This window comes from Motilibacter aurantiacus (assembly GCF_011250645.1).
Lineage (GTDB): Bacteria > Actinomycetota > Actinomycetes > Motilibacterales > Motilibacteraceae > Motilibacter_A > Motilibacter_A aurantiacus.
This window is the reverse complement of record NZ_JAANNO010000008.1, coordinates 114059-130012: the sequence shown is the minus strand read 5'-3', so window position 1 is coordinate 130012 and position 15954 is coordinate 114059. Positions and strand designations below refer to the sequence as shown.

The window sequence follows — 15954 nt, the reverse complement described above, 5'->3', positions numbered from 1 at the left end:
GCAGACAGCAGGAGGACCCGCCCCATGGGCGCAAGACGGCTGAGCAGAATGCTCGTCCCGGTGGCAGCGCTGTCGCTGCTGCCGACCTTGGCCACGGCCGCACAGGCCGAGCCGAACCCCGGCATCGTGATCTCGAACGGCGTCACCGCACCGGTGTTCGGCTACGCCGACGCCATCCGCGAGCGGGTGTTCGTCGACACGGACGTCGACACGGACAACGACGGCAAGAAGGACGTCGCTGCGTTCGACATCATGCGTCCGAAGGCGACCGCCGACGGGCTCAAGGTCCCGGTCATCATGGACGCCAGCCCGTACTACGTCACCTCCTGCCGCGGCAACGAGGGCGAGTGCAAGGTCGACTCCGACGGGGACGGCCTGCTCGACAAGTGGCCGCTCTTCTACGACAACTACTTCGTGCCGCGCGGCTACGCCGTGGTCCTCAGCGACATGATCGGCACCGCGAGCTCCAACGGCTGCGTCCTGACCGGTGGCCCGAGCGACACCGCGGCCGCGCTCGCGACGATCGACTGGCTGAACGGCCGCCGTGCCGGCCGCTACGCCGACGGCACCGCCGTCTCGGCCGGCTGGCACAACGGCAGGACCGGCATGATCGGCAAGTCCTACGACGGCACCCTGGCCAACGCCGCGGCCGCGACCGGGATCGAGGGCCTCTCGACGATCGTCCCGATCTCGGCGATCTCCAGCTGGTACGAGTACTCGCGTACCGGCGGCCTGCGGCACAACACGAACTACCCCTCGTCGCTGGCGAACACCGTCACGACGCCGAGCCGCCGGGCCTACTGCGCCCCGACCCGCACCTGGCTCAACGAGAACGACGGCGACGAGACCGGCGACTACACGCCCTACTGGGCCGCACGCGACTACCGGCCGGACGCCTCGAAGGTGAAGGCCTCGGTCTTCGTCTACCACGGCATCAACGACCACAACGTCCGCGGCAGCCAGTTCTCCGAGTGGTGGTACGACCTCGCCGAGAACGACGTCACGCGCAAGATCTGGATCTCCCAGGTCGGCCACGTCGACCCGTTCGACATCCGCCGCAACGACTGGGTGAACACCCTGCACCGCTGGTTCGACCACGAGCTGCAGGGCGTCGAGAACGGCATCCTGGACGAGCCGATCGCCGACATCGAGCAGACCCCGCTCAACTGGGTCACCGCCGCCGACTGGCCGCAGCCGGGCGCGGCGAAGACCAGCCTCTACCTGCAGCCGAACACCACGGCGGTCGGCGGCATCGCGCTGCACCGGTCGAAGGCCGGCGTCAGCAAGAGCTACACCGAGGCGCGCCTGCCGGAGCAGCCGCCGGCGAACAACCCGACCGCCGCGAGCATCACCGGCAACCTGACGACGCCCAACCCCAACCGCCTCGTCTACATGACCGAGCCGCTCGCGGACGACCTGCACTTCTCCGGCACGGCCACCGTCTCGCTGCGTGTCAAGGTCAACAGCACCGACACGAACTTCTCGGCCTTCCTGGTCGACCTCGGGACGGGCACGCGCCTCTCGACGACCGGTGACGGTGCGCAGACCCTGACCACGTTCGACTGCTGGGGCGAGAGCTCCGCGGCCGACGACGGCTGCTACTTCCACATGGCCGAGCGGCTCATCGAGACGCCGCAGGAGCTCGTGACCCGCGGCATCCAGGACGCGCTCAACATCCAGTCCCTGGAGCGCGCGCGCAACCTCACGCCCAACCAGCCGCGCAGCGTCGAGATCAAGCTGCAGCCCGAGGACTACATCTTCGCCAAGGGCCACCGGCTCGCCGTGATCGTCTCCGGCAGCGACGCCAACTGGGGTGTCGCCGGCGACGCGCTCGGCTCGGTCGTCACCCTCGACCCGCGGGACAACCGCCTCGAGCTGCCGGTCGTGGGCGGGGCCGCCGCCGCCAAGGCTGCGGGCATCGCCAAGTAGCACTTCGCGCAGGTCTGCACCTGTCCGGCCGGGCCGGGGCTCCTTCGGGGCCCCGGCCCGGCCTGCGTCCCCAGGTCGTCCGCTGCCCTGTTCCCCCCGGCACCTGTTCGGGTGCTCCGGTCGTGCGGGGGCCCCGCCGATGCTCTCGCCGTGAACTCCCGGGAGGAGCGCCGTCGCCTGGCCGCGCTGCGCGCGTACGCCGTCGTCGACACGTCCCCCGAGCCCGAGTTCGACGACCTGGCCCGCCTCGCGGCCGGCATCGCGGGCACCGAGGGCGCGGCGATCACCTTCGTCGACGCGGACCGCCAGTGGGTCAAGGCGCAGACCGGGCCCGCGGTCGCAGGCTCCGCGTGCGTGGCCGCGCTCACGGCCGAGGCCGTGGCCGACGGCGAGCTGGTGCTGGCGGACGCGGCGGCCGACCCGCGCTACCAGGACCACCCCGCCTTCCGAGAGCTCCCCATCCGTTGCTTCGCCGCCTGGCCGGTGACCTCCTCCAGCGGGTCGCGCCTCGGCGCCCTCCTCGTCGTGGACCGGTCGCCGCGCGAGCTCGGCCCCGACCGCCTCGCGGCGCTCGCGCTCGTGGCCCGGCAGGTCGAGCACGTGCTCGAGCGCCGGCGCAGCGTCCGCTCGTCCGGGGTCCTCGCCGCCGTGGCCGCCGCCGCCAACACGGCGCGCGACTCCCGGCACGCGTTCGGCGCCGCGCTGTCCGTGCTCTGCGAGCGCGGCGGCTGGACCGGCGGCGCCGCGTACGCGGTCGACCCGCGCGCGAGCACGCTCACGCCCGTGCGCACCTGGCACGGCGGGCGGCTGCTGCCCGCGGGCACGTCCCGGCCCTTCGAGGAGACCGGCCTGCCCGGCCTCGTGCTCGCCGACGGCGTGGCGGCCTGGCTCGACGGGTGCGACGCGGCCCCGCGCACGCCCGGCGACGTCGTGTCCGCGTACGCCTTCCCTGTCCTGGTGGACGACGAGGTCGTCGGCGTCCTGGAGCTGGTCACCGACGACGCGCGCCCGCCCGCCGCCGAGCTCACCGAGCTGCTCGGCCAGGCGGGCATCGCGCTCGGCCGGGTGGTGGAGCGCGAGCGAGCCGGGCAGGACCTGCGGGCCCGCGAGGAACGGCTGCGCCGGCTGCTCCACTCGGCGGGGGACGCGTTCGTCAGCACCGACGCCGCCGGAAGGGTCACTGGCTGGAACCGGCGCGCCGAGGAGCTGCTCGGCTGGTCGCGGGAGGAGGCGATCGGCGCCCGGATGTCCGAGCTGATCGTGCCGGAGCGGTTGCGTGCGGCTCACGACGTCGGCATGGCTCGCTACGTCGCGACCGGCGTGGGCGACAAGATGGGCCGACCGCTCGAGCTGCCCGCGCTGACCCGGGACGGCCGCGAGGTCCCCATCGAGCTGGTGCTGTGGGCGACGGGCGAGGGCGACGGGCTCGAGCTCAACGCCTTCCTCCGCGACGTCACCCACCGGCTGGAGGCCGAGCGGCTGCTCCGCGAGGACCTCGAGGGCAAGGAACGGCTGGTCGCGCGGCTGCAGGAGCTCGACCGGATCAAGGCCGAGTTCATCGCGACCGTCTCCCACGAGTTCCGCACGCCGCTGACCAGCCTGCTGGGCTACCTGGAGCTGCTCGACGAGGACCCGCCGGAGGAGGTGGCGACGTCCGCGCGCGACGCCATGACCCGGGCGACCCACCGCCTGCGCGGCCTCGTCGACAACCTGCTCACCCTGTCGCGCATCGACTCGGCGGCGCTCGGCAACCAGCGCGACGCCGTCGACCTCGGCCAGCTGGTCGGCGACGGCGTGCGCTCGATCGTCCCGCTGGCCGCCCAGCGCGGCATCTCGGTCTCCACCGACCTGCCCGGCCACGGCGCACGCGTCCTGGCGGACACGGCACAGCTCGAGCTCGTCGTGTCCAACCTGCTCTCCAACGCGGTGAAGTTCACGCTCTCCGGCGGCGCGGTCACGGTGTCCGTCGGGGTCGCGGCCGACGAGGCGGTGCTGACGGTCGCCGACACGGGCGTGGGCATCGCCGAGCACGAGCAGCAGGCGCTCTTCACGCCCTTCTTCCGCGCCCGGGCGGCCGAGCAGGACGCGATCCAGGGCACCGGCCTGGGGCTGGCGGTCGTCCGCGGGGTGCTGGACGCGCACGGCGGCTCCGTGGCGCTGAGCTCGACCCCGGGGGTGGGGACCTCGGTCGTGGTCCGGCTGCCGCTCGTCCCGGCCTCCGCCGCCGCCGCACAATGGGCCGGTGCCGCCGCCTCCTGACCCCGGCGACGGGTGGCCCGTCCTTCCGCCGGCCCCCCCGGCGAGCAGCCCGGCCGTCCGCGCCAGCATGCAGGGCAACCGCCGGCGCGACACCCGGCCGGAGCTCGCCGTGCGCCGGGCCTGTCACGCGCTGGGGCTGCGCTACCGGGTGGACGCGCCGCTGCCGCTGGAGGGCGTACGCCGGCGGGCCGACCTGGTCTTCGCGCGCGCACGGGTGGCCGTCTTCGTCGACGGCTGCCGGTGGCACGGCTGCCCCGAGCACAGCCGGGAGCCGCGGACGAACGCGGACTACTGGACCGCCAAGCTCGAGCGCAACCGCCGCCGGGACGCCGACACCGACGCCCGGCTGGCGGCGGCGGGCTGGGTCGCGCTGCGCGCCTGGGAGCACGAGGACCCGGCCGTCGTCGCGGAGCGGGTCCGCGGGACGGTCGGGTCCCGGCGTGTGGCCGTCAGCGACGGCTGAGGCTCACCAGCTGTCGGCCGTCTCGCCCGGCACCGCCCGCTCGACGGCCGAGAGCAGCGCGGAGGCGATGAACGGCTTGGTGAGGTACGTGGCGCCGGCCGCCCGGCCGCGGGCGACGTCCTCCTCCTGGACGCGGGCGCTGAGGAAGACGGCCTTGACGTCCCGGCCACTGCGCTCGCGCAGCGTCTGCAGGAGCTGGAAGCCGTCCATGCCGGGCATCGTCACATCAAGGACGGCGACCTCGGGTATACCCCGCTCGTCGACGAGATCGAGCGCGCGCGCACCGTCGGACACCGCGACGACCCGGTGCCCGGCGGCCTTGAGCCGCATGGCGACGAGCCCGCGGATGTCGTCATCGTCGTCAACGACCAGGATCCGTGCCACCGGTGCCTCCCACTGCGTGTGCGATGCGCGCGGATCGCCGCGTGCACCAGGAGAGTCGTCCGACCGCGAGAGGTCCTTGAGAGCCCACATGGGTCTAGAAGACACCCGCTCGGGCGCCTCAGGCAGAGCCCGCGGCCGGACGACAACGAAGGCATGCTGAGCGCCCTCCGGCCTGCCCTCCCCGGCTTCGTCGCGACGCCCCTCCGCGCTGCGGCCGGGTCGGCGCGGCTGCGCCGCCTCGCCACCATCAGCGTCCTGCTCGCCGGCGTCGCGGCCTCGGCCTCCGGGGTGACGCACCTGCCGTCCGCCGCGCCGCTGCCGGCGCTGCTGGGCCTGGCCGCCTTCGTGCTCGGCAAGTACGTCTTCTGCCCGCTGCGCTGGCACGCCCTGTCGGCCGCCCGCCCCGGCCGCCGCTGGTTCCTGCGCACATACGCCGAGGCCGAGCTGCTCGGCCTCTGCACCCCCGGCCACGCCGGCGCCGACATCTGGCGGGTGCGCCGGCTCGAGCAGCAGGGCGAGCGCCGAGCCGCCGCGGTGGCCGAGGTCGCCGCCGACCGCCTCGTGGGCTCGATCGGGGTCGCCGCGTTCGCGCTCGCCGCCGGGGCCGCGCTCCCGCTGCACCTCGCCGTCACGTTCGGCTCCGTCGCGGCCGGCATCCTCGTGCTCGCCCTGGTCGTGCTCCGGCTCCGTCCCGGGATCAAGGCACGCATCGCGCCGTCCCTGCCCGGCAAGCGGCGGCTCGCGATCGCGTTCGCGTACTCGTTCGGCTACCAGGCGTGCGTGGTCGCCATGCTCCTGGGTACGGTCCTCGCCGTGGGAGAGTCCGTCAGCCCGCTCGCGCTGGCGGGTGTCTTCGGGGCCAGCCAGCTCGCGGGCGTGCTCCCCGGCCCGCAGGGTGCCAGCCCGAAGGACGGCGCGCTGGCCGTCGGTCTGGTTGCGCTCGGGCTGCCGTGGGCGGCCGCCATCGGTGCCGTCGCGCTGAAGGCGCTGCTCGCCTGGGTGCCGGGGGTCGCGTTCGGCGGCGCCAGCTTCCTCGCCCGGCGCGTGGCCGCCGGCCGCGCCCGCCTCCGCGCGCTCGTGTGCGCCGAGCACCAGGTCTCCCTCCCCCAGTGCCTCACCTGCGCGCCCGCGGCCGCGTGAGCCCACGCCTCCCGCTCGCGGTCGCGCACCGCGCCGGCAACCAGCTCGCCGCGCTGCAGCAGGCGGCCGAGCTCGGCGTCGACGTCATCGAGCTCGACGTGCACAGCTGGCGCGGCCGGCTCGAGGTGCGCCACGCGCGCACCGCGGGCCGGCTCCCGATCCTCTGGGACGGCTGGCGGGTGCACCGGGGCTGGAAGCCGCGCCTGGAGCTCGCCGAGGTCGTGGCGGCCGCGCTGCGCGTCGCGGGGCCGGGCACCCGGCTCATGCTGGACCTCAAGGGGACCGGGACGGCCGTCGGGCACGAGGTCGCCCGCAGCGTGCACGAGCTGGCCGCCGACCGCGACGTCCTCGTCTGCGGCCGGCACTGGCCGGCCCTGGAGCCCTTCGCCGCCCTGCCGTACGCCCAGATCCTGCTCTCCGCGCGCACGCCCCGGGAGCTCGCCGCGCTGCGGGCCCGGGTGGCGGACGGTGCGGCGGTGGGGTCGCGGACGGCGTACGGCGCGTCGATCCACCGCTCGCTGCTCACCCGCCCGTTGACGGACGAGCTGCACCGCACGCTGCAGGCCGTCCTGACCTGGCCGGTGAACACGGCCGCGGCGCTGGAGGAGGTGCTCGCGGTGGGCGCCACCGGCGTCATCAGCGACGAGCTGGACGTCCTGCGCACGCTCCTCGCCCGGCGACCGGCCTGACACGCAGCGCGACCGACCCGGACGGGCGACGGATCCGCCGTGTCAGGCAGGTGCGAGCCGGGTACCCAGCATCCCAGGAGCGCGGCCGGACGTTCGCCGGCCGCCGACACCGGAGGCAGCAGTGGGAATCGGCGCAAGCATCTTTCTCATCGCCGCGGGGCTCATCCTGGCCCTGGCCGTGCAGGACCAGTCCATCGCCGGCGTGGACGTCCCCGTCGTGGGATGGATCCTCGTCGCGGCCGGCGTTCTCGGGCTCATCCTGACGTTCGCGTTCTTCGGGCCGCGCCGCCGGCTGGTCGCCCGTGACGACGTGGCCGTCGACCGCACGGTCTACCGCGACCGCGCTCCCGTGGTCGAGGAGCGCCGGGTCTACGACGACGGCGCCCCGCGCTACTGACCGGGCCGGAAGGGCCGGCTCCCGCTCCGGGGGCCGGCCCTCCGCATGTGCAGGGCAGTCGAGCGAGCAGGAGGCGGGCAGCATGGCCATCGCGGTGACCAACCCGGCGACGGGCGAGGTCCTCGAGACCTTCGAGGAGCACGACGGCGCGCAGGTCGAGGAGCGGGTCGCCCGGGCGGCGGCGGCGCACGCGCAGCTGCGGCGCACGAGCCTCAGCCGGCGGGCGGAGTGGCTGCGGGCGGCGGCCGACGTGCTCGACCGCGACGCCGACGAGATCGCACGCGACATGGTGCTCGAGATGGGCAAGCCCATCACGGCCGCGAAGGCCGAGGTGGCCAAGTGCGCCAAGGGCATGCGCTTCTACGCCGGCAACGCCGAGCGCTTCCTCGCGGACGAGGAGCTCGACGCGCCCGCGGTCGGGGCCACGCGCGCCTACACCCGCTATCAGCCGCTCGGTGTCGTCCTCGCCGTCATGCCGTGGAACTTCCCGCTCTGGCAGGTGGTCCGCTTCATGGCTCCGGCGCTCATGGCGGGCAACGCCGGGCTGCTGAAGCACTCCTCCAACGTGCCGCGCACCGCGCTGCGCCTGGAGCGGGTCGCTCGTGAAGCAGGCTTTCCTGAAGGCGCCTTCCAGGCCCTGCTCGTCCCGTCGAAGCAGGTCGAGCAGATCCTGCGTGACCCGCGGGTCGCCGCCGCGACGTTGACCGGGAGCGAGCCGGCGGGCCGCTCGGTGGCGTCGATCTCGGGGGACGAGATCAAGCCGACCGTGCTGGAGCTCGGCGGCAGCGACCCGTTCGTGGTGCTCCCGTCGGCGGACGTGGCCCGAGCGGCGGAGGTCGGGGTCACGGCGCGTTGTCAGAACAACGGCCAGAGCTGCATCGCGGCCAAGCGCTTCATCGTGCACGTCGACGTCTACGACGAGTTCGTCCGCCGGTTCGTCGAGGGCATGGAGGCGCTCCGTGCGGGCGACCCGCTCGAGGAGTCGACGCAGCTGGGGCCGCTCTACAGCGTGCAGGGTCGCGACGAGCTGCACGAGATGGTGCAGGACGCGAGGTCCCGCGGCGCCCGGGTGCTCTGCGGAGGCGAGGTGCCCGAGGGGCCGGGCGCGTTCTACCCCGCGACCGCGGTCGACCGGGTCACGCCGGAGATGCGCCTGTGGGCGGAGGAGGCGTTCGGGCCGGTGGCGACCATCCACGCGGCCGAGTCGGCCGAGGAGGCGCTCCGCCTGGCCAACGACAGCCCCTTCGGCCTCGGCGCCAACGTCTGGGCCGACGACCCCCGCGACCAGGAGCTCTTCGTCGACGGGTTCGAGGCGGGCATGGTCTTCGTCAACGGGATGGTCACGTCCTTCCCCGAGCTGCCCTTCGGGGGCGTCAAGCGCTCCGGGTACGGCCGGGAGCTCAGCGCGCAGGGCATCCGGGCCTTCTGCAACGCCAAGACCGTGTGGGTCGGGGACTCGTCCGCGGGCGACGCCTCCACGAAGACCGAGTGAGGCAGGCCCCGCGCGCCCGGCCCTAGCGCGCGAGAGCCTGGGCGTGCGGGGGAGAGGCGATGACGAGTCGGTCCCGGCCGCCGCGCTTGGCGGCGTACAGCGCCTCGTCGGCCCGCTCGAGCAGCACGTCCGGCGTCTCCCCCGGGGCCCAGGCGGTCAGGCCCGCCGAGCAGGTCGCCCCGAACGGCACCGCGCGGCGCACGTCCTCCACCCGCTCCTGCGCGGAGTCCAGCCCGCCGGGCACGAGGAGCGCGAACTCCTCCCCGCCCCAGCGCGCGACGACCTCGCCCTTGCGCAGCCGCCCGGACCAGGCGAAGGCCGTGGCGCAGAGCAGCTCGTCGCCGGCCTGGTGCCCCAGCCGGTCGTTGTAGGCCTTGAAGGCGTCGAGGTCGAGGATCGCGACGCAGAACGGCTGGGCCGACGCGATCGCCCGCGCGAGGGTGAAGTCCCAGGAGCGGCGGTTGGGCAGGTCGGTGAGCGGGTCGCGGCGTACCTCGGTCTCGAGCTCGCGGGCCGCGAGCGAGACCGTGCGCAGCAGCAGGCCGAGCCGGGCCATGATCAGCCCGGTCAGCAGCACGGAGCTCACGACGACGAGCCCGATGTCCGCGATCGGCTCGTGCTCCTCCATCAGCAGCAGTGCGGTGGGCGCGAGCAGGGCCACGCCGAGCAGGGCGATGCGCAGCGGCCCGGGAGCCCGGGTCAGGCCGATGCGGGCGACCGCCGGGCGCAGGGAGGGCGAGCGCAGCGTGCCGATGAGCAGGACGTAGAACAGCGCCCAGAGCGCGTTGCTCACCTCCTCCGCGTGCGGCACGGAGACCAGCTCGTAGGCCACGACGTCGGCCACGAGGTTCGCGACGAACGCGCCGAGCAGCATCCAGGCCGCAGGCGGCTGCCCGCGCAGCCCGGGGAGCAGGCCGCAGGCGACGCCGACGAGCACCGCGTCGTACACGCCCCAGAACGTGCCGGTTGAGAAGAGCTGCACGCCGCCGCCCTCGTCGACCCAGCCGAGGAGCAGCACGCTGACCCCGACGCTGACGATGAGGGCGTCGAGCAGTGGCCCGAGCCCGTCACGGTGCCGCCGGGAGGCGAGCGCGCGCAGCCCCAGCGCGCCCATGAGGGCGTACGCCGGGAGCCAGAAGGCGCTCAGCAGCCCGGACAGCGGGAGCGGGTGGCCGACGAAGTCTCCGCCGATGTCGAGGGTCTCGCCGGCGGCGAAGACGGCGAAGGGGGCGGCGAGGACCAGGCGGTAGCGGGTGGGCAGGGCGATGGCCGGCCGCCACGCGGCACGCAGGCAGGCGAGCGCCACCGCGTAGTAGGTGAGGTTGCGGACCGCGAGCGGGAGCGGGAGGAGCTGGACCGCGACCACCACCATGGCGGCTCCGGCGGCGGCGCGCCCGCTCCAGGCCTTGCCGAACCGGCCGGTGCTCATGCCCACCGTCCACCCCCTTCTAGTACCGCCGAACCATCGGCCGGAGGGGGCGGTGCTGAAGCCGAACCCGTGCGCTGTCGCTGCGGTTCACCGGACGGGGTCGACCGTATGCTCGGACGATAGACGGCCCGGCGCCCCCGCCGCTCGCGCAGGACGCGCCCTTCCCCGTGAAGACCGCGGTGGCGCTGTCGTTCGCCGGCGTGGTGCTGCAGACCGCGCTCACCGACTACCCAGGCGACGACGTGTCCGGCGTGGTCACCAGCCTGGCGCTGGCCGGGATGCTCGCCTGGCTGATCCTGCGCGGCAGCCAGGCGGCCTGGGCGCTGACGTGCGCCTTCTGCGCCCTGGGCGCGCTGCTGTTCGTCCTGCAGGCGCCGACGCTGCGCTCACTGGCGCTGGTGGGGGCGTACCTGCTGGCCCTCGTGCCGCTGCTCGCGCCGCCTGTCCGCCGGCACGTCGCTCCGCACCGCTTCCGGGACGACCGCGCCTGACCCCCACCTCCCCTTCGCGCTGATCTCGCACGACGCGGCCGAGAGTCCACAGACGTTCGTCCCGGCTGTGGACAACTCGGCGTGGTGCGTGATCAGCGCGAGCAGGCAGCAGGAGCGGGGCTGCGCGGTCGCGGGGCAGGTCAGGCGTTGCCGGAGAGCACGAGCGTGAGCTCGGCAGGGGCGCCGGCGACCAGCCGCACCGGGACCCCCCAGTCCTGCTGGTGGACGTGGCAGGCCGCGTTCTCGCCGCCCTCGTCGTCGCAAGAGGCGGCCATGGCGGCCACGTGCAGCACCCCGTCGCCAGCGGCGGGGTCCAGCTCCAGCTCGCGGACGAGGCCGGTGTCGCGCCCCTCGCCCGAGCGCAGCAGGCCCGGCGGCGTCGACGACACGACCAACCGGGTGGCCGGCCCCCACCGCTCGTCCAGGTGCTGGCCCGGCGGCGGGTCGAACACGACCTCCAGGCGCAGCGGCCCCGGCGCGACGTCGGTCGTCGGCCGCTGCGTGCGCGACGCGAAGCCCTCGACGGACGCGGCGCCGGTGAGGCGTACCCAGGAGAGCCGGTGCCCCGCCGACTCGACCACGAGGACCGAGTCCCCGTCGGCCCGGACCGCGTCGGACGGCTCGGCCAGCCCGGTGGCGACCGTGGCCACGGTCCCGGCGGAGACGTCCACGTGGCGCAGCGCGCCGTTGTAGGTATCGCTGACGAGCACCGACCCGTCGGCCAGCACGGTGACGCCGAGCGGGTGCTGCAGCAGCGCCTCGTCGACCGGGCCGTCGCGGTGCCCGAAGTCGAACAGCCCCTTGCCGACCACCGTCTCCACGACGTACGCCCCGCTGCCGTCGGCGCGCACCCGCCGCAGCGACGAGGTCTCCGAGTCCGCCAGCCAGAGCGTGTCACCGTCGGCCGCGAGCCCCGAGGTCTGGGCGAACCACGCCTCGTGCGCCGGCCCGTCGACGAGACCCTCGTTGGTCGTGCCCGCGACGACGGCGACCGCACGGCTGCGCGGGTCGTACGTCCACAGCTGGTGGATGCCGGCCATCGCGATCCAGACCTTGCCGTCGAACCAGGCGACGTCCCAGGGGCTCGACAGATCGGTGGTACCGGAACCCTGCATCCACTGACGGCCGCTTCCGGCAAGCGTCTGCACCTGACCGGTCTCCAGCCGCACCCCGCGCAGCGTGTGGTTGACCGTGTCGGCGACGACGACGTCGTAGCCGGCCTCGGCCGCCACCTCCGCGGGCAGCAGCGCCACGCCCTGTGGCTCGGCGAACCGTGCCATGTGCTCGTCGCCGTCGAGCAGTCCCCGCGCCCCCGACCCGATGCGCCGGACGACCTTCTGCGCCGTCTCGTCGAGGACCACCAGGGAGTGGTGGCCGGAGTCGGAGACGAGGAAGCCGCCGCCGAGCCGCTCGGGCAGCCGGACGGCCTTGCCGGGGAAGCTGAAGTCCCCCGCCCGCGGCGGCGGGGGGACGTACGGGCCGGTGCCGCGGTGCAGGGTGCCCTTGGCTCCGTGCTCGGCGACGACCTCGGCGATCACCCGGTCCAGCGCGTGGGCGTGGCCCTCGCCGGCGAACTGCGCGACCACGTAGCCCTCGGGGTCGACCAGGACGAGCGTCGGCCAGGCCCGGACCGCGTAGTTCTGCCACGTCGTGAGGTCGGGGTCGTCGAGCACGGGGTGGGCGACGTCGTAGCGCTCGACCGCGGCGACGACGGCCGCGTGGTCGGCCTCGTGCACGAACTTCGGCGAGTGCACGCCGACCGTGACGAGCACGTCGGACCAGCGCTCCTCGACCTCGCGCAGCTCGTCGATCACGTGCAGGCAGTTGATGCAGCAGAAGGTCCAGAAGTCGAGCAGGACGACCTTGCCGCGCAGCCCGGTCAGGGTGAGCGGCTCGCCGCCCGTGTTCAACCAGCCGCCGCGGCCCACCAGCTCCGGCGCGCGTACGCGAGCCCGTCCCGTCGTTCCCATGACACCAGTCAACACGGCGGCCGCCGGAAGCTTCCCGGGTGGCGTGGGCCACGGTCGGGATAGCCGGGTCAGGGCGGGGTAGCCAGGGTTGCACGGATTCGTCCCGTACGAAGGACGGGCGCTCGATCGCCCGCAGGAGGAGCCCAGATGTCGCACCCCCCGCAGCAGCAGACCCCACCGGGCACCGAGGCAGAGCTCACGCCGAAGGCCGACCACGGCGAGGAGAGCTACCGCGGCTCCGGCCGGCTCGCCGGCAAGGCGGCGGTCATCACCGGCGCGGACAGCGGGATCGGCAAGGCCGTCGCCATCGCGTACGCGCGCGAGGGCGCCGACGTGCTGATCTCCTACCTCGACGAGCACGAGGACGCGAAGGACACCGCGCAGTGGGTCGAGAAGGCCGGGCGCAAGGCCGTCCTCGTCCCCGGTGACCTCGCCGACCCGGCCCACTGCCGGGCGGTGATCGCGAAGGCGGTCGAGGAGTTCGACCGGATCGACGTGCTCGTGAGCAACGCCGCCTTCCAGATGACCCACGAGACGGTCGAGGAGATCCCCGACGAGGAGTGGGACCGCACCCTCGCGATCAATCTCAGCGCCTACTTCCACCTGGTCAAGGCCGCGCTCCCGCACATGAAGCCGGGTGCGTCCATCATCGGCAGCTCCTCGGTGAACTCGGACAACCCGAGCCCGACCCTGCTGCCGTACGCGATGACGAAGGCCGGCATCGCCAACATGACGGCCAGCCTCGCCCAGCTGCTCGGCGAGCGCGGCATCCGGGCCAACAGCGTCGCCCCCGGGCCGGTCTGGACGCCGTTGATCCCGTCGACCATGCCCGAGGAGAAGGTCGAGCAGTTCGGCTCCGACACCCCCCTCGGCCGCCCTGGGCAGCCGGCCGAGCTCGCGCCGGTCTACGTGATGCTGGCCTCGGACGAGGCCAGCTACGTGTCCGGCGCCCGTGTCGCCGTCACCGGCGGCCGCCCGATCCTCTGACCGACGCAAGGGCCGGGGGCGACGTGCGCGTCGCCCCCCGGCGGACGCGCAAGGAGCGACATGGAACTGCGGGTGCAGCACGAGCCGGGCGGCCGGACGGTCGTCGCGCCGGTCGGCGACGTGGACCTGGCCAGCGCGCCCGAGCTGCGCGTGGAGCTGCTCGGCCTGATCGGGGACGGCTGCTCGGACATCCTCGTCGACCTCGCCGACGTGCCCTTCGTCGACTCGACGGCGCTCGGCGTGCTCGTCGCGGCCCGGCACCGGGTTACGGAGTCCGGCGGTCGCCTGGTGCTCGGCAACGCCAACCCCGAGCTGGTGAGGCTCTTCCACATCTCGGGCATGGACCGGGTGTTCGAGCTGGTGGACTGAGGGCGCCTCAGCCCAGCCCGCCGTTGGCCCGGACCACCTGCCCGTTCACCCAGTGGCCCGCGGGCGAGGCGAGGAAGGCGACCACCTCGGCGACGTCCTCCGGCTGACCGAGCCGCTCAAGCGGCGCCTGCTTCGACAGCCGCTCCACGAGCTCGTCGGACTTGCCGTCCAGGAACATGTCGGTGGCCGTCGCCCCGGGCGCCACCGTGTTCGCCGTGACGTCACGTCCGCGCAGGTCACGGGCGAGCGACAGCGTCATCGCCTCGACCGCGCCCTTGCTCGCGGCGTACGCGCCGTAGGTCGGGAACTGCAGCACCACCTGGGTGGTGGAGAAGTTCACGATCGCCCCGCCCGGGCGCACGCGTCGCGCGGCCTCCCGGGACACCACGAGGGTGCCGCGGATGTTGGTCCGGTGCATGGCGTCGACCAGGTCGAGGTCGAGCTCGGCGACCGGGGCGAGGTACATGCGGCCCGCCGCGTTCACGACCACGTCGACACCGCCGAACTCGGCCTCCGCGGTCTCGAACATCGCGGCCACCGCGCGCTCGTCCGCGACGTCGGCCTGCACCGCGACGGCCTGCCCGCCGGCTGCGACGACCTCGGCGACGGCTTCCTCGGCCCGTGCCTGCTGCGCGGTGTAGCCGACCACGACCGCGTACCCCTGCGAGCCCAGCTTCGCCGCGACCGCCCGGCCGATGCCCCGCGAGCCTCCGGTGACGACCGCCACGCGCTCTGCTGCCATCGTGCTGCCTCTCCTTCGTCGTCTGCGTGCTTGCACGGTCGAGCCTGCGGGCGGCCCCGCTCCGCCGGGGAGGCCCGCCCGTCCGGGGACTCCGACTCCCTCCCTCAGGCCACCCGCGTGGCCGTGCCCGTCAGCTGCGCGCGGAGCGCCAGCCCGACGGCCTCGGCCAGCCGGACGGGCACCGCGTTGCCCACCTGGCGGTACCTCGAGGAGCGCGGGCCGACCCAGGGCATGTCCGGGGGGAACCCCTGCACCAGCGCGGCCTCCTCGGCGGTGATGCGGCGCGCGCCGTCGACCCGTCCCGACCGCGGCGCGCCTCCCGCGAGCAGGTGGGCGTGGTACGTCGGCACGACCCGGCCGCCGTCGAGCCAGGGGGTCTTGTTCCCGCCCATTGACGCCAGCAGGGTGGGGACGAGCCCGTCGGGGTCGATCGGCCGCCCGCCGCCGTTCCAGAGATGGCCGTCCCACGGGCTCGGGCGCAGGTCGGGGGTCTTCGCGTACGTCACCAGCGCCGGGTTGGGCTCGCCGACCGGCCGCTCGGGGTCGAGCAGCTCGCCCGCCCGCACGTAGGGCAGCGGGCGGCCCGGCCCGTGCGTGGGCTCGGGCCATGCGAACCGTCCGCGCCGGGTGCCCACCACGAGTAGCCGTTGCCGGCGCTGGCAGACGCCGAAGTCCGCCGCGCGGAGCAGCCGCCAGTCCACCCGGTAGCCGAGGGCCGTGAGCTCGCCGACGACGGCGTCGAGCCTGGGGCGCTGCGCGCCGGAGGCGAGGCCCGGCACGTTCTCCAGCAGGAAGGCCTCCGGGCGGGCCTCGCGCACGGCGCGGACGAACAGCGGAAGCCCGTCACGTGCATCGCCGATCCCTCGTCGCAAGCCGCCCGTGCTGTAGGGCTGGCAGGGCGGGCCGCCGGCCACGACTGCCACCTCGCCGCGCAAGGAGCGCAGCGGGTGCCGAGCGAGGTCACCCTCGAACACCTGCAGCGCGGACCCCGGCTCGTACTTCTCGTGTGCGGCGACGTAGGTCGCGAGCGCGTCGCCGTGCATCTCCGCCGCGGCGATCGGCGCGAGGCCCGCGGCCGACAGCCCGAGCGACAGCCCGCCCGCGCCGGCGAAGAGGTCGACGAAGGGCAGCTCGGGCGGCACGGGGCCATGCTGACACGCGACAGGGCCGGTGGGGAGTTGCCCCACCGGCCCTGTGCGAGATCTTCAGTCGT

General features: G+C 74.4%; 15 protein-coding genes. 10 read left to right on the top strand and 5 right to left on the bottom strand.

Annotated elements, in window-relative coordinates:
* Positions 1-60 precede the first annotated feature (60 nt).
* From G9H72_RS15000 to G9H72_RS14990, 3 genes are all read left to right on the top strand, one after another.
* Complete coding sequence (locus G9H72_RS15000) at positions 61-1929, top strand: CocE/NonD family hydrolase (protein WP_166172473.1); 1869 nt, start codon at positions 61-63, stop codon at positions 1927-1929.
* 150 nt (positions 1930-2079) lie between these two features.
* The gene (locus tag G9H72_RS23080) at positions 2080-4188 is read left to right on the top strand and encodes an ATP-binding protein (protein ID WP_166172471.1); all 2109 of its coding nucleotides are present in this window, start codon (positions 2080-2082) and stop codon (positions 4186-4188) included.
* Positions 4172-4651: a very short patch repair endonuclease gene (locus tag G9H72_RS14990; RefSeq protein WP_331272331.1), complete on the top strand. Its 480-nt coding sequence runs from the start codon at positions 4172-4174 to the stop codon at positions 4649-4651. Before G9H72_RS23080 ends, G9H72_RS14990 begins: the two co-directional genes overlap by 17 nt.
* Positions 4652-4654: 3 nt before the next feature.
* Here the strand turns inward: G9H72_RS14990 and G9H72_RS14985 are convergent, their stop codons facing one another.
* Positions 4655-5035 (bottom strand): response regulator, encoded by a 381-nt coding sequence (locus tag G9H72_RS14985; protein ID WP_166172469.1) that lies wholly within the window; start codon positions 5033-5035, stop codon positions 4655-4657.
* A 153-nt stretch (positions 5036-5188) separates the two neighbouring features.
* Between G9H72_RS14985 and G9H72_RS14980 the strand changes: the two genes are divergently transcribed.
* The 4 genes from G9H72_RS14980 to G9H72_RS14965 all read left to right on the top strand — a co-directional run bounded on the left by G9H72_RS14980 (position 5189) and on the right by G9H72_RS14965 (position 8753).
* Positions 5189-6175, top strand: coding sequence for a lysylphosphatidylglycerol synthase domain-containing protein (locus G9H72_RS14980; RefSeq protein WP_166172467.1), 987 nt, complete (start codon positions 5189-5191; stop codon positions 6173-6175).
* Positions 6172-6864, top strand: a complete 693-nt coding sequence (locus G9H72_RS14975; RefSeq protein WP_166172465.1) for a glycerophosphodiester phosphodiesterase — start codon at positions 6172-6174, stop codon at positions 6862-6864. The genes G9H72_RS14980 and G9H72_RS14975 overlap by 4 nt, the downstream gene beginning before the upstream one ends.
* Positions 6865-6985: 121 nt before the next feature.
* The gene (locus G9H72_RS14970; protein WP_166172463.1) at positions 6986-7261 is read left to right on the top strand and encodes a DUF6458 family protein; all 276 of its coding nucleotides are present in this window, start codon (positions 6986-6988) and stop codon (positions 7259-7261) included.
* A gap of 82 nt (positions 7262-7343) precedes the next feature.
* On the top strand, positions 7344-8753 hold the full coding sequence (locus G9H72_RS14965) for an NADP-dependent succinic semialdehyde dehydrogenase (RefSeq protein ID WP_166172461.1): 1410 nt from the start codon (positions 7344-7346) through the stop codon (positions 8751-8753).
* 22 nt (positions 8754-8775) lie between these two features.
* Here G9H72_RS14965 and G9H72_RS14960 read toward each other — a convergent pair whose 3' ends face one another.
* Positions 8776-10182, bottom strand: a complete 1407-nt coding sequence (locus G9H72_RS14960) for a GGDEF domain-containing protein (protein WP_166172459.1) — start codon at positions 10180-10182, stop codon at positions 8776-8778.
* A 167-nt stretch (positions 10183-10349) separates the two neighbouring features.
* On the opposite strand from G9H72_RS14960, the gene G9H72_RS14955 reads away from it, so the two are divergent.
* Positions 10350-10673 (top strand): hypothetical protein, encoded by a 324-nt coding sequence (locus tag G9H72_RS14955; protein ID WP_166172457.1) that lies wholly within the window; start codon positions 10350-10352, stop codon positions 10671-10673.
* Positions 10674-10813: 140 nt separating this feature from the next.
* Here the strand turns inward: G9H72_RS14955 and G9H72_RS14950 are convergent, their stop codons facing one another.
* Positions 10814-12643 carry an NHL domain-containing thioredoxin family protein gene (locus G9H72_RS14950; protein WP_166172455.1) on the bottom strand — a complete coding sequence of 610 codons (1830 nt, stop codon included), beginning with the start codon at positions 12641-12643 and terminating at the stop codon, positions 10814-10816.
* A gap of 147 nt (positions 12644-12790) precedes the next feature.
* Here G9H72_RS14950 and G9H72_RS14945 point away from each other — a divergent pair, with 147 nt between their 5' ends.
* Positions 12791-13630, top strand: a complete 840-nt coding sequence (locus G9H72_RS14945) for an SDR family oxidoreductase (protein ID WP_166172453.1) — start codon at positions 12791-12793, stop codon at positions 13628-13630.
* Positions 13631-13690: 60 nt separating this feature from the next.
* Entirely contained in the window at positions 13691-13999 is a 309-nt protein-coding gene (locus G9H72_RS14940) for an STAS domain-containing protein (RefSeq protein WP_166172451.1), read from the top strand.
* A 7-nt stretch (positions 14000-14006) separates the two neighbouring features.
* Here the strand turns inward: G9H72_RS14940 and G9H72_RS14935 are convergent, their stop codons facing one another.
* Positions 14007-14741 carry an SDR family oxidoreductase gene (locus G9H72_RS14935; RefSeq protein WP_166172449.1) on the bottom strand — a complete coding sequence of 245 codons (735 nt, stop codon included), beginning with the start codon at positions 14739-14741 and terminating at the stop codon, positions 14007-14009.
* Positions 14742-14845: 104 nt separating this feature from the next.
* A complete protein-coding gene (locus G9H72_RS14930; RefSeq protein ID WP_331272330.1) occupies positions 14846-15883 on the bottom strand; it encodes a DNA cytosine methyltransferase in 1038 nt (345 codons plus the stop codon).
* Positions 15884-15954: the final 71 nt, after the last annotated feature.

Excerpts from the sequence above, each read along its gene's own strand:
- G9H72_RS14960 (WP_166172459.1), bottom strand. The coding sequence starts at position 10,182 with ATGAGCACCGGCCGGTTCGGCAAGGCCTGGAGCGGGCGCGCCGCCGCC.
- G9H72_RS14935 (WP_166172449.1), bottom strand. The coding sequence starts at position 14,741 with ATGGCAGCAGAGCGCGTGGCGGTCGTCACCGGAGGCTCGCGGGGCATC.
- G9H72_RS14940 (WP_166172451.1), top strand. The coding sequence starts at position 13,691 with ATGGAACTGCGGGTGCAGCACGAGCCGGGCGGCCGGACGGTCGTCGCG.
- G9H72_RS14980 (WP_166172467.1), top strand. The coding sequence starts at position 5,189 with ATGCTGAGCGCCCTCCGGCCTGCCCTCCCCGGCTTCGTCGCGACGCCC.
- G9H72_RS14945 (WP_166172453.1), top strand. The coding sequence starts at position 12,791 with ATGTCGCACCCCCCGCAGCAGCAGACCCCACCGGGCACCGAGGCAGAG.
- G9H72_RS14950 (WP_166172455.1), bottom strand. The coding sequence starts at position 12,643 with ATGGGAACGACGGGACGGGCTCGCGTACGCGCGCCGGAGCTGGTGGGC.
- G9H72_RS14965 (WP_166172461.1), top strand. The coding sequence starts at position 7,344 with ATGGCCATCGCGGTGACCAACCCGGCGACGGGCGAGGTCCTCGAGACC.